This window comes from Cellulosilyticum sp. I15G10I2, from assembly GCF_900095725.1.
Classification (GTDB): domain Bacteria; phylum Bacillota; class Clostridia; order Lachnospirales; family Cellulosilyticaceae; genus FMMP01.
In genome coordinates this window covers 37,393-50,577 of sequence record NZ_FMMP01000010.1, presented here as the reverse complement: position 1 = coordinate 50,577, position 13,185 = coordinate 37,393, and the positions used below count along the sequence as shown (strand labels likewise).

At 32.8% G+C, this 13,185-nt stretch carries 19 protein-coding genes; 2 read left to right on the top strand and 17 right to left on the bottom strand.

The features are described from left to right. Nucleotide 1: 1 nt before the first annotated feature. The 16 genes from BN3326_RS11910 to BN3326_RS11835 form a co-directional block, all read right to left on the bottom strand. Nucleotides 2-1,015: a hypothetical protein gene (locus tag BN3326_RS11910; RefSeq protein WP_069999474.1), complete on the bottom strand. Its 1,014-nt coding sequence runs from the start codon at nt 1,013-1,015 to the stop codon at nt 2-4. Beyond that, on the bottom strand, nt 1,015-1,575 hold the full coding sequence (locus BN3326_RS11905) for a UvrB/UvrC motif-containing protein (RefSeq protein WP_069999473.1): 561 nt from the start codon (nt 1,573-1,575) through the stop codon (nt 1,015-1,017). The genes BN3326_RS11910 and BN3326_RS11905 overlap by 1 nt, the downstream gene beginning before the upstream one ends. Before the next feature lie 15 nt (nt 1,576-1,590). Continuing rightward, entirely contained in the window at nt 1,591-2,055 is a 465-nt protein-coding gene (locus BN3326_RS11900) for a zinc ribbon domain-containing protein (RefSeq protein WP_069999472.1), read from the bottom strand. A gap of 97 nt (nt 2,056-2,152) precedes the next feature. Continuing rightward, on the bottom strand, nt 2,153-3,079 hold the full coding sequence (locus tag BN3326_RS11895; protein WP_069999471.1) for an AEC family transporter: 927 nt from the start codon (nt 3,077-3,079) through the stop codon (nt 2,153-2,155). Nucleotides 3,080-3,239: 160 nt separating this feature from the next. Continuing rightward, nucleotides 3,240-3,587, bottom strand: coding sequence for a type II toxin-antitoxin system PemK/MazF family toxin (locus BN3326_RS11890; protein WP_069999470.1), 348 nt, complete (start codon nt 3,585-3,587; stop codon nt 3,240-3,242). A 2-nt stretch (nt 3,588-3,589) separates the two neighbouring features. Beyond that, entirely contained in the window at nt 3,590-3,781 is a 192-nt protein-coding gene (locus BN3326_RS11885) for a hypothetical protein (RefSeq protein ID WP_069999469.1), read from the bottom strand. A 103-nt stretch (nt 3,782-3,884) separates the two neighbouring features. Further along, nucleotides 3,885-5,012 (bottom strand): alanine racemase, encoded by a 1,128-nt coding sequence (gene alr / locus BN3326_RS11880; protein ID WP_069999468.1) that lies wholly within the window; start codon nt 5,010-5,012, stop codon nt 3,885-3,887. Between the two features lie 30 nt (nt 5,013-5,042). Continuing rightward, complete coding sequence (locus BN3326_RS11875) at nt 5,043-5,660, bottom strand: LolA family protein (RefSeq protein WP_069999467.1); 618 nt, start codon at nt 5,658-5,660, stop codon at nt 5,043-5,045. A gap of 12 nt (nt 5,661-5,672) precedes the next feature. Then, entirely contained in the window at nt 5,673-6,122 is a 450-nt protein-coding gene (locus BN3326_RS11870; RefSeq protein WP_069999466.1) for a CBS domain-containing protein, read from the bottom strand. Nucleotides 6,123-6,152: 30 nt separating this feature from the next. Beyond that, nucleotides 6,153-7,682, bottom strand: coding sequence for an NAD(P)H-hydrate dehydratase (locus tag BN3326_RS11865; RefSeq protein ID WP_083258680.1), 1,530 nt, complete (start codon nt 7,680-7,682; stop codon nt 6,153-6,155). Beyond that, nucleotides 7,651-8,070: a holo-ACP synthase gene (gene acpS, locus BN3326_RS11860; RefSeq protein WP_069999464.1), complete on the bottom strand. Its 420-nt coding sequence runs from the start codon at nt 8,068-8,070 to the stop codon at nt 7,651-7,653. The genes BN3326_RS11865 and acpS overlap by 32 nt, the downstream gene beginning before the upstream one ends. Continuing rightward, nucleotides 8,067-8,756, bottom strand: a complete 690-nt coding sequence (locus BN3326_RS11855) for a hypothetical protein (RefSeq protein ID WP_069999463.1) — start codon at nt 8,754-8,756, stop codon at nt 8,067-8,069. Before BN3326_RS11855 ends, acpS begins: the two co-directional genes overlap by 4 nt. A gap of 136 nt (nt 8,757-8,892) precedes the next feature. Then, nucleotides 8,893-9,357, bottom strand: coding sequence for a redox-sensing transcriptional repressor Rex (locus BN3326_RS11850; RefSeq protein WP_083258679.1), 465 nt, complete (start codon nt 9,355-9,357; stop codon nt 8,893-8,895). 156 nt (nt 9,358-9,513) lie between these two features. Next, nucleotides 9,514-10,050, bottom strand: coding sequence for a hypothetical protein (locus tag BN3326_RS11845; protein ID WP_069999462.1), 537 nt, complete (start codon nt 10,048-10,050; stop codon nt 9,514-9,516). Between the two features lie 12 nt (nt 10,051-10,062). After that, entirely contained in the window at nt 10,063-11,376 is a 1,314-nt protein-coding gene (locus tag BN3326_RS11840) for an FtsK/SpoIIIE domain-containing protein (protein ID WP_069999461.1), read from the bottom strand. A 2-nt stretch (nt 11,377-11,378) separates the two neighbouring features. Beyond that, nucleotides 11,379-11,600, bottom strand: a complete 222-nt coding sequence (locus tag BN3326_RS11835) for a hypothetical protein (RefSeq protein WP_069999460.1) — start codon at nt 11,598-11,600, stop codon at nt 11,379-11,381. 500 nt (nt 11,601-12,100) lie between these two features. Between BN3326_RS11835 and BN3326_RS11825 the strand changes: the two genes are divergently transcribed. Further along, nucleotides 12,101-12,310: a helix-turn-helix domain-containing protein gene (locus tag BN3326_RS11825; protein WP_069999458.1), complete on the top strand. Its 210-nt coding sequence runs from the start codon at nt 12,101-12,103 to the stop codon at nt 12,308-12,310. Nucleotides 12,311-12,319: 9 nt separating this feature from the next. On the opposite strand, the gene BN3326_RS11820 is transcribed toward BN3326_RS11825, so the two are convergent. Further along, nucleotides 12,320-12,895, bottom strand: coding sequence for a hypothetical protein (locus tag BN3326_RS11820; protein WP_069999457.1), 576 nt, complete (start codon nt 12,893-12,895; stop codon nt 12,320-12,322). Between the two features lie 118 nt (nt 12,896-13,013). Here BN3326_RS11820 and BN3326_RS22035 point away from each other — a divergent pair, with 118 nt between their 5' ends. Then, nucleotides 13,014-13,181 (top strand): hypothetical protein, encoded by a 168-nt coding sequence (locus BN3326_RS22035; RefSeq protein ID WP_171903829.1) that lies wholly within the window; start codon nt 13,014-13,016, stop codon nt 13,179-13,181. Nucleotides 13,182-13,185: the final 4 nt, after the last annotated feature.

Here is a 13,185-nt window from a genome sequence, read left to right as displayed (position 1 = left end):
ACTAAACTGCTAGATACTTTCTTATACACTCTGCACGTAATATATTAAGAGGACTACTTTCTTTTAAGTTCTGAGAACTAGATAACACAACTCCCTCCTGACACATTAACATCATTTCATAAAGATTATGCGAAGGTTTATTAAAATCATATATTCCCATTTCAAACCCAAGTTTTACGTCTGATAAAAGTTCCATAGCGTCTTCTACCGGAAGTTCTCTAGCATATTTTAAAATACCATACGATTTATATAATTTGTTAATCAAAGCTCTTTGAGTTGTATCTGATAAATTCGATCTAATATACGCTTCCTTTTCTACTAAGTTATGCGTAACATTCTTAACAATTGCAATAAGATCAGCTTCACTTCTTCCAAGTGTAAGCTGATTAGAAATTTGATAAATGTCTCCTAGAGCTTTTGTTCCTTCACCATACATTCCCCTTATTTGAATACCTAATTTCTGTAAGCTTTCAAAAATCTTGCTGATATGCCCTGTTTTACTAAGCATGGGTAAATGAACCATAAAAGATGCCCGAAGCCCTGTGCCTACATTTGTAATACATGAAGTCATATAGCCATACTCAGCGTGAAAAGCATAATCTAGTAATCTGGCTATCTCGTCATCTAGCTTAGAAGCTACTTCCCATGTTTTTTGAATATCCTGGCCTCCTTGCATACATTGTATGCGTATATGGTCTTCCTCATTAATCATAATGCTGATGTCTCTTTCTTTGTTATAAATAACCATAGTTGGTAAATGTATCTGAGATAAAAGTGGACTAATAAGATGTGTCTCCACAAGTTTTTGCTTTTCTATATCGCTTATTGTTTCAAGTTCTATTAAACTAAATCCATAATTTGTAAGCTGCGAAAGCTTTAATTTTATGGTTTCAATAACACTAGAAGCTTCTTGCTTGTTCATTTTAACCGGAAACTTATAATTCACTAAATTTCTAGCAAGTCTTATACGATGTGAGATAACTATATGATCAAGTATGTCTCCCTCATACCACATTAACTCGCTCCCCCCTTTTTAAGTGCCCTAATTTTATCTCTTAAACGGGCAGCTTCTTCGTAGGCTTCTTCTTTAATAGATCTTTTAAGAGCTTCTTCTAGCTGGTTTATCTCTTCTTCACAATTTTTTATAGATTGTATTGATGAAGTGCGCTCTTGTTCTTTTAAAAAATTATTTATGTTACTCTGTAATTCCACTTCTTTTCCAACATGTTTAGCATTGCCATGTACATTTACAAAAGCATTTTTAAGTTCATTATTAAAAGTTTCATAACACGCCTTACATCCAAATCTGCCTATTTCTAAAAACTCTTTAAGTGATAAACCACAACTGGGACATGCTTTTTGCGGCGGATTTTTAGGTGATTTTAAATAACCTTCTTCTAAGGCTATTTTCATAAGTTCTGATATAAAGTTATTAAAGAGTATCCCCTCAGATCCCATACTTTCTTCGCTTGCCTTTACGCAGTTCTCACATAAATAATGCTCTGTCTTTTGACCATTGACCATTTCGCTTACATAAACACTAGCTTCATTCTGTTTACAGTTTTCACAAAGCATTATGATCACCCCTTATTAAAATTTATGGCCACAGTTAATACAATAAGATGCTTCTACATGATTACCTCTTTGACATTCGTCACAGATTTTCATGACTTCAAAGCCATCTTCCCCTGGCTTTGGTTTTACCTCATTAGCCATATTTTCATTCCACTTAGTTTTTACTTCTCTTTTATAAGTATCAAAACTATCTTTTTGACTATTTACAATATCTTCCACTTTATTTTCTAGTACCTCTATTTCTTTTAAAAGCGCATTTATTTTTATATATAAAGCTCTATGTGGTGTATCTGGCTCTCCTTCTTTAAACTCTTCATATACAGCAAGCCCAAGTTGTTGATATAGTTTTTTAAGTTCACCTTTCTTACTGATTAACTCTGTTCTATATACTGTTTGATCAACTGATTTTTGAGTTTGCTCAGTGGCTTCTTTAATAGTTGTTTTAATGCTTTCAGTTACTTTTGTAAAAATATCTCCCATATGACAACCTCCTTATTTATTATTACCTATTTAAAATATATTATAGTGAAGTCTTTATTTTTTTTCTAGTAAATCTTTTTAGTTTATAGCTGCCCTTCTATAGCAAATACGCAAGAAATGGTATTGTTATACCACTGAATAGTGTAGATATAAGTATAATTTGTGAAGCGAGCTCGGCATTGTTATTATATTCCTTTGCCATCATTGCAGCATTACTGGCAACTGGCATCCCTGCCACAATAACAGGTATTGCAATAAGCAAGGTGTCTTGTATTCCAAATACATATCTTAACAGAAGTAAAATTAAAACAGGAAATATAATAAGTCTTATAGCTGCTGCCATATAAACCTTTACATTGTTAAACATGCTCTTAATAGGAAGTGCACTTAACATCGCTCCTATAGTAATCATAGAAAGCGGTGTACAAGTACTGCCAGCATAATCAATTGCTTGTGTAAGAAAATCGGGAAATTCAAGCCCTGATATAAACAATATCAACCCTATTATACTGGCTACGACCCCCGGATTAATAAGCAGCTTAAAATCAAATTTATTTTTTTCATTGTTTCCTATCTTTAGTAACTTTATACCGAGTGTGTACAAGAGCACATTAAACATAATATTATAAACTGCAGTATAAAATATAGCTTCTTTGCCAAACATTGCCCCTAGAACGGGATATCCCATAAAGCCTGCATTTGAAAAAACAATTGCAAATCTATAAACACCTCTTTGGCTCAGGTCTTTTATAAATGCTTTTGAAAAACCTATTGCAATACAGTATGCAAGACCATATGTAGGAATTGACAGCATCAAAATATACATCGTATTATATAACTTTTCTGATGTAAGTGGAATCATCATTCCTGATATAATAAGCGCTGGCAACGCTACCTTAACAATAAATTTTGAAAAAGCTTCTATGCCTGCTGATGTAATGACTTTAATTTTACCTAAAATATATCCAAAAAATATTAATAAAAATAATACGCCTAGTTGTGTATAAACCCCTCTAAGTTCCATAAGTCATATCTCCTTAATCGTCTTGTTGATAATCTCATTTTTATCCTTCCCATTTTATCACACTTAATTTTAATTTTAAACTATAACATAATTATCCTTTACTATTAAATTTAAAACATTACAAAAAAAAGGAAGCTTTTTAAAGCCTCCTGATACATTTTTATGTATTGATTGCAAAACTAATTTTAATACTCTTATCTACTTGTTCCATAAGCTGATCATCTAAATGACAAATTTTTTCTTTGAGTCTTTTTTTATCGATCGTTCTAATTTGCTCAAGGAGTATTACAGAATTTTTAACAAGCTCATATTCTGCTGCATTAATCTCAACATGTGTAGGGAGCTTTGCTTTATTAATCTTTGAAGTGATAGCCGCACATATTACTGTTGGACTAAATTTATTGCCAATATCATTTTGTACTACAAGAACAGGTCTAATACCCCCTTGTTCTGAACCTATTACAGGACTTAAATCTGCATAAAATATATCTCCACGTTTTACTTGCACTTTTATTCACACTCCGCTATGCGATCGTAATAAGACTCGGCCTCTCTTTCTACCTCAAAATAGAGTTTTGAAATTGATAAATTAATCTCTGCCATTTCTTGATAACCTTTTTTCATGGTACTGATCTGCTTTTTTTCTGAAATTACTTTCAGCTTCTCTTCATTAGCCTTTATATCACTTCTTGACTTAGTCATTGCAAACCACTCCCTACTAACATCGTGATTCACTCCTAACTAGCTAATTTTATTTTTGCCATTTTTTAATAACTATATACGATGTTATTAATATTTTTAAAATTTAAACATATAAACGCGGAACCCTCTTGCCTATCATACACATAATTTCATAATTAATCGTATCTAATTGTTCTGCAATCTCTTCTACTCGAATACTATTATTACCTTGTTTTCCAAAAATAACGACCTCGTCTTCTACGCGCACATCTTTAATATGACTTACATCTACCATAAATTGGTCCATACAAATGCTGCCTACTATTTGGGCATATTCTCCCCTTATCAGCACTCTTCCTTTGTTAGACAACCTTCTTGAGTAACCATCTGCATAACCTATAGGGATTGTTGCAATTTTTGTTTTTTGATGGGTATAATACTTCCTGCCATATCCTACATAATGACCTTCCGGCAGTTCTTTAACGTGTACAACTTGTGACTTGAGTGTCATGGCTGGCCGTAATGCAATAACCTTATCTTGTAAATAACCTGATGGATAATAGCCATAAAGTATAATCCCTGGTCTTACGACATTAAGATGCGCATATTTATGACACATAGTCGCTGCGCTATTTGCAGCATGGATAGTTGGTAAATCGATACCTACTTGATTTAATTCTTTTAAGAAACCTTCAAAAATACTCCACTGATTTTTGGAATAGGTTGTGTCTTCTTCATCTGCTGTTGAAAAATGAGTAAAGATCCCTTCCATATTAATATTTGGAAGGTCTGCTATTCTTTTAATTTCTTCTATACTTTGAGGGGATGCAAAAAAACCTATTCTTCCCATACCTGTATCTACTTTAATATGAATATTAACTGTTTTATTCAGTATTACAGCCTCGTCAGAAATATATTTTGCCATATCGTATGAGAAAACGGTTTGTGTAAGGTCATTCTCAATAAGCGTTTTAATATCCGCTCTTGGGGTATAGCCTAAGACAAGTATAGGTGAAATGATACCTGAATGTCTTAATTCTTCTCCTTCTGCGGCTATTGCAACAGCAAATCTGTTTACGCCTTCTTGCTGAAGTATACCAGAAACCTCAATAGCGCCATGCCCATAACCATCAGCCTTTACAATAGCCATCATCTCTGTATGACTTGGGATAATATTTCTTATTTGTCTGTAATTATGTCTTATTGCACTTGTACTTACTTCTGCTACGACTCGGGGTCTAAGAGAATCCATACTTACCTCCTTTGTACATTCTGCCAACGCTTATGTATTAAAATCTATTTTTGTGTTATATTTAAAGCTATTAAATTCAATTTTTATGGCTATGTTATCCTCAATATCATAAATTTCCATTTTAAGTGGGCTAAGCTTAGTTTCATCAAACCAGACCTTTTCTTTTGCCATATACTTAAAGTTCCCTGGTATATTCACTTCTATTGTAGTAACTTCTTTGCCATCTTGCTTTTCTTTTTCCCTTTTAATGTCTTCTGCATTTAAGTAATTCGTTACAAAACTACTTAGTAATGTCTGATTCCTAGCCTCACTGGCCTGAGAATGCAAGTTTGTTTTTGTACTTGGGTTATACTCTGTTATGTTTTTACCATCAAAACTTATTGTATATCCCTTTAAGTACTCAGGACTCTCTACTGTAAGCTTATACTTGCCTCCTACTTCTACCTGATGTCTCATCTTGAAAACATTTGCCTCTGTATCTTTTAAAAATGACATTGTCACATCAGCTTCATAATTTTTAAGTGTCGTGAGCATGAGGTGTAGTTTATCTTTTGGTCCATTATTATTCATCATTTTATTACAACCATAAAATGCAAAGGACATCATTAGTAAAAAGATGACTATTAAGGCTTTCTTTCGCTTATACATACTTCCTCCGTGTTAATTAATAAGTATCGGAAGCAGATCCCCTCTACCTATAATACCTGCTAACTTGCGTTCTTTATCTATAACTGGTACGCGATTAATACGTCTGTTTACCATAACTGATGCGATCTCTTCTATTGATGCATCTAAATAAACGGTATACGCCGGCGAAGACATAATCTCCTTCGCGGTCAATGTAATGATTTTTTCGTGATTTGTATTATATTTTGAATTCCCATCTATAAATAATATACTCGCTACAAACTCAATATATGATGGAATATTTAGTCCTTTTTCTTTAGTAATGAGATCTTGCTCTGTTACAACCCCTACAACACGCCTATCCTGATCTACAACAGGTACACCGCTTATATTATTTTTCATTAGAACTGCAAGTACATCTTCTATACTATCATTTTCTTTAACAAAAATAACACCTTTTTTCATGATATCTCTTGCACGCATCCCCACATTCCTCCCTACTCATATGCCCTTCTAATCATCAATCAATTCTTTAAATGCTTCATCCATGCCTTGATATAAATCACTGGGTAAAAGTGTATATTCAGTTTTTAAAGCCTTCATAATATCTCCGGCTCTTGCGTGTAAATAAACCCCTAGTCTCGCTGCATGCTTTGCCTCTAACTTTTGAGCCAAAAGTCCTGCAATGATGCCAGTCAGCAAATCGCCGCTTCCACCCTTAGCCATGCCACTGTTACCGTTTATATTGATATATATGTTGCCTTTAGGGTCTGCTACCACTGTTCTTTCTATTTTTAATAGACTTATTACATGATTTTTTACTGCATACTGCATTGTAACAGTATGTGGATTATCTAATATGTCTTGTACTGTTAAATTTGTTAACCTCGCCATTTCTCCTGGATGTGGTGTAATAATAGTCTCTGCTTTTCTTGTCTCTACAACTTCAATTAATTCTCCAAGAAAATAGAGTGCATCTGCATCAACTATACAAGGTTTATCACTTGCAAGCACTACCAGTAAAATAGCCTTTATGGCTTCTGATCTGCCTATTCCCGGGCCTATAGCTATAACATCATATTTTTCTATTAATGCTTGTATCTGCCCCCTGGCCTCTGCTGCAATATGTCCATCTTGATCCTGAAGTGCTATAGTCATAATTTCTGTCAACTTGTTTTCCATAATATCATGAATAGCCCTAGGCACTGCAGCAGTAACAATACCCGCCCCTGCTTTGAGTGCAGCCATGCTTGTTAAGGCAACTGCTCCTGACATACCTCTCTGCCCTCCTATAACAAGCACCTTGCCATAAGTCGCTTTATTACTTCTTGTATATCTATGCGGCAGAAGTTTTTTCATCTCCTCTTTTTGAATGGTGTAATAGGGTGTCTCTATATTTTCTAAAATAGCTTGAGGTATGCCAATATCAACTATTTTAAGTTCACCAATATAATCAATAGCAGGATAGATATACAATCCTAACTTTGCGGCTGAAAAACTAATCGTTATGTCCGCTTTTACTGCTGCTTCTTGTATTTGCCCTGTCGTCCCATCGATTCCTGATGGTATATCTACACTCATTATATAGGCTGAACTTCTATTAATATGCGTGATAACGTCTGCATAAGCACCTGATACTTTTCTTGAAAGACCTGTACCAAAAAGTGCATCCACTATAATCTCTGCTGCCATTATCTCTTTATAAACTATTTCTATATTATCGGCTGAAACTTGTATCATTTCTACGCCTATATGCTGACAGATCCTATAATAAGTTTTCCCATCTGCTTGTAACTGATCTTGCCCCGCGAGCATAAGTACTTTCATTGGCCAATTGCCCCATATCTTAATTTGCCGTGCAAGCGCAAAGCCATCTCCCCCATTATTTCCTGGACCACATACTATAAGGATACTGCCCTTTTTATATTTTTCTTTAATATGCCTAAATAAATGATAGGCTGCATGTTCCATAAGTAAAATGCCTGGTATTTGATATTGACTGATCGCCTCCTCATCTATTTGCTGAATTTGTTTTGGAGTCATTAATTTCACCTGGTTCACCCCTTTCTATCACAACATAAGCCACTGCATAAGCCTTACAGTGTGATATCGTTACATGCATAGCTCCAGCCCCAAGCTCTGTGGCTAGCGCTTTGGCCTCATCATATAAAGTAATTTCCGGCTTTCCTAAGTCATTTGGCGTAACTTCTATATCTTTAGGTGTAAAACTTCTAAATCCTGTTCCTAGTGCTTTACTGACAGCTTCTTTAGCCGCAAATACCCCTGCTATTGTCTCTGATTTATAATGCTTGTTCTTAAAATGATTACGCTCTTTTTCCGTAAAAACTTTATTGATAAAAGCAGGGGTATTTTTAATCACTTTTTCTATTCTGGCTATTTCTATTATATCTGATCCTATTCCTAATATCATTTTTCTTTATCCCAGAGCTCCTTATCTATAACCTCTATTTGATTTTGCCCCACTACATGATGCATATAGTTGTAAATACCTTTTAGAATCTGTTCATTTTTCTTTTTTTCATTCGTTTTAAGTACAACTTTCTCACGAAGTTCATTAATTTCTTTTTCTAAATGTTGACAGTTATTTTTGCAGAGACTAATATATTCATACCCTAAAGCTATAATCTCTTCTATAATATTTCTATTGATTTTTTCAATCTCTTCTTCAACTTCTTCTAATCTCTTTTCAATGGCCTCTATTTTTTGATTAGCACCTAATGTACTTTCATGAAGCTTATTTAGCTTTTCAATTTTACCTGTATCACCTTCCCCTTGAAGCTCCCCACTTAATGTCAGAATTTGTTTGAAAAAATTTTGTTTAACAATGCCATATTCTTTATAATCATTTGTAAGCTTGCCCTGTTCTTTTAAAAGTTCCTGTAACACACCTTCGTTTTTATTAATAGACTCACTAACTATTTGATCTCTGATAGAATGCCAAAGAGGATCTAGCAGTACAATAGGAAGCTTTTTTTTATTAAGTATTTCTTTTATATAAGTCTTTTTTATATCTACTTCATTATTAGAGATCACAATTTCGGATGTTAAATCATTTTGCAAAATGATTTTTCTGCTTTTTTTAAAAAAATCAAACACTTTAGTACCCCCTCAAGTTTTCCTATACCAATTATTTTTATTATATATCATTCTTTTTAAAAATAATATGGCTTAAATACAAAACTGTGCATGAAACTTTTAGCGTAATACTAAAGCTTCATGCACAGTTTTAATTTTATTTATTCTCTTCTTCATCATCCTTAATTTTATAAGCAAGAGTCATCAAGCTATGTGACAAATGAACATTTTCAACTTGTACGCCTTCTGGCAAAACCAAATCAACTGCCGAGAAGTTCCAAAGTCCCTTGATACCCCATTTTGCTAAGTTTTCTGCTACTTGTTTGACTCTTATTTTAGGAAGAGTAAGTATCGCTATATCAACATCATTTTCTTTCACAAACATTTCCATCTTATCAATATCATACACTTCAAGGCCTCTGATACTCATACCAATCAGCCTCGGATTGACATCAAACAGTCCAACTAATTTAAACCCTCTTCTTTCAAATGAATTATAATTAGCCAGTGCTTGTCCTAGATTACCTACTCCTACAACAATCATTTTATAATTTTGGTCTAAGCCTAAAATCTTGCTAATTTCTTGATGCAGATAATCTACATTATACCCATAGCCTTTGATATACCTTAATAATCAATATTTAAAAGTGTCATCTATCTCAATCTTAAAATGTTCATCTATCTCGTTAATTTTAGTGTATCAAAATATATGTGTTTAGTAAAGGTATTATAGCAACAAAAAAGAGGGTTGTAATTAAACAACCCTCTAGTTAATATACTAATTTAATTCTATAAAAACATTTGGTTTTACATTAATCACATCTACAACACTACTTCTAACCTCTTTGCCACAAACATATAATACTTTGAAAGTGTTAAAATATCTTTTATCCTTATATATCTTTTCATATGAGGATATTTTTTTTACCAACGTATTATTAAATCTCTCTATTTCTATCATTAATACACCATACTCACCATTCTTCTCTATACCTATTATAGCATCTGGTTTAACCTCTCCTAACTTAACTTCCCTTTTGAAATTCAGCACTTCATATCCTTTTGATTTAATCCACAAATAGCACATAGCAACCATATTCATGTGTTCAATTTGCTTTGGTCGTTTACCAGTATAATAGAAATACTTCTCACCTACACCACCCCTATACCGTTTAATATATCCATCGGCTATCATTGCTCTTAATCTATACATTGTCACACTATAAGATGGGTAAAATAGTTTCTGTACTACATCACTCTTACAAGGACATTTTGAAATAAACTCTAACGCTTTTAAATCACGCTCAGTAAGCATTTATCCCACCACCTATATTAAATCTATATTCTTAATATCATCTTTAGTGGCTTTAGATTCCTTCTTAGGTGTTTCTTTTATTTTATCTTGGTATGTGCTATAAGTAGCTTTTTTAGTTAGATATTCTTTTAATGTGGCTTCTATTTCTTTTGTGGTCATAAATAGAGATTGGAATATCACATCATCGTGCTTTTCATCATTAATGATTCCTCTGCCAGCTGGAGCAGTTTTTAATTCCCTACTGGCTAAGTAATTCCCATGACCTAATACTATCTCTGAATCTACATCATATTTAACTTTGAAGCAAATGGTAGTTCTTAAGTTGGCTTTTATTCTAGTGTCAAGAGTTTTGAAGTCTGGACGTTGTATGGTCAGCACTACACTTATATTTGATGCTCTACTTAAATTTAATAGTAGAAATAATAATTCGGTTGCACTTTTATCATTGAATAATAAACTATATTCTTCTATTATAAATACGATTGGCTTCATAGGCTTCTTTTTAAACTTAGCGTTATACTCTTTATAATCAACGCAATTGGCATTATTTAAGACTATATACCTTTTCATCATTTCCTCATGTATCTCAGCCATCATATTAATGCATTCTTCTTGGAATATTGTATATTTTGTGCAGTTACTTGCCCTACTAAATATTTTGGTAGTCACTCCACCCTTTAAATCAGCTATTCTCAGTTCACCTTTTTTTATATCACCTTTGGTTTGTAGAATAAATTGTACCAGCAGATGCCTTAATAATTCACTCTTACCACTTCCTGTAGAGCCTGATATAAGCATATGGCAATCACTACTATTTAGATCAATTGTTTCAATCTTTTCACCACTCATACTCTGGCTAAAACCTACTGCAAATTTCATAAACTCTTTCTGCAAGTATTCTTCTGTAAAAGGATATAACTTCCCCAATGCTTTATTAAAGGTTTGTATTATGACATTAAAATTATCAGCAATATCTATCTTAACCTTTTTCTTTAAGGCATTTTCAATCTCATCTTGCTTATTTTTAATCTGCTCCCCTGACAATCCAGCTGGAACATGATACACCTTTTGTTCTCCTATATCTGTTTTAATTGTTTTGATACATACAGGAACTTTTTCATCCTTAGTTACTAATCCTATCATTTCCCACATCTTATTTCTATTGCCCTCAAAATTATCCCAAAATGCTAACCCTACACTTCCAGCAGTAGTCACGATACTTGGAATTAATAAGAATGGAAATGTACTAGATAATGCAATTCCACCTACACCAGCCAAACACATTACTGCTAAGGATTCATAATCATTTTCTTTTTTATCACTCATAGCTACTTACCTTTTATGACAATATCGTAGAAGGACGTCGCTAGATATTTTCCAACCTTTCCGGATTCTCGTAGAAAATCATTTAAGTATGATTCTTCACCTTTTTCGTACTCATATTCATCCTCTTCGGGATGTGTAGCCTTATAAAGTTCATAACACCCTTTTATAAGACCTTCTAATGTTTCATACGGATTATCAGTTGTGTGACCATATTTTTTAGACATACATATTACCTCCCTAGGGTATCAAATTAGGTATCAAATTGGTTTTAATACTGACATCTAATATTATCAAGGTATGGATAAGCCAATTTAGTGTTTACTATGAGGAAAGAGCGAGTGTAGTTGGAGCGAATGACGAATAGGGGTGCCGAACGCAACGCAAGGTTCCTACCCTAGTTAAAATTTATTAACTTTTTTGCAAATATACGACTAACTTCTCTTTGATTCATATTTCCCGATTCAATTGCATCAAGAAAATACAATATAGATTCTTCAATTAGCTCACTAGCATTACTGCTATTAGTTAGCAACTTAATAACTATGTCGTTCGTAACGGATATGTGTTTATCCATCTAATCACCCTTTCATGTACAGTTTATGGCTGTTTTGTGTTTATAACTATATTTATGTGTGTTAAACCACATATATGTGTGTTATATGGAAATATATTGTAATTTATGTTATTTTATATTTAGGGTATTTTTATATTTAGGGGGGTACATATGATAAGCTATAATCCACTATGGCATTTATTGATAGAGTTAGGCAAAGAAAGAAAGCATCTTAATGAGGAAATAGGTATCCATTGGAGTACAATAAAAAGAATGAAAAACAATGAATCTGTGAGTGCTGATACCCTAGAAAAGATATGCCTCCACTTTGATGTCCCTATAGAAAAAATTATTGAAATCAAAAAAAGCCCAAGTATATAAATACTTGGGTCAGTTTAATTTATAACATAATGAAGTTTTCTCATAGTTCATCCTATCGGTATTTAATCCAAATATGCGAACCCATTGTATATTAGAAATATCTTTATTGGCTTCTAATATAACTCTTAATTTTCCATTATACCTATCTCTTATATAATTCATCTTAGAAAATTTAATTTTATTACTATCAGAATCATATAACATGTATTCTATCTCATCATTCTCTTGAAATAGATAGTAATAATAATCTGTGTCATTATCATAATCTATACTCATATCAATAACTATAGAATTTCTATAAGTACTACCATTAAATTCAAAAGGTTCATCTATTTTATAAACATCTTTTATAACTGCATTGGTTCTTTCAGCTCCATCGCCAAACATATAACCTAATCCAATTTCTCCTACCATCATATTATCATGTGAATATTTGATACCTTTTTGAATTAAGGATGTCGCAATTCCTACTATAATCAAAAATACAATAACTCCGATAGTAATTAATGTACTAAATGCTTTCATTTGTTCCTGTTTCAATTTAACTTTTGCATACTGCTCTACCGCACTCGGTTCTTCTAACATGTGATCACTCCCCTATCATTCAAATATGCAGAATTTAATATATTATTTAAACAAGTATATCATAATTAGTTTAAAATAAAAATAAGTCGTCCATACTTTTATCAAAAAGGTGTTGGATATGAAAGATGAAGAGTTTCTAAAACAAGAATTTGAAGATATCATTAAGGCTTCTATATATGGATGTGACAATGGAATCCATCTAAAAAGCAAGTGCAGACATTGCTTGTTTAACGCTGGCTCATATCTTAATAACGAGATTGTATGCACTTTAGAGAATAAAAAATAAGGCT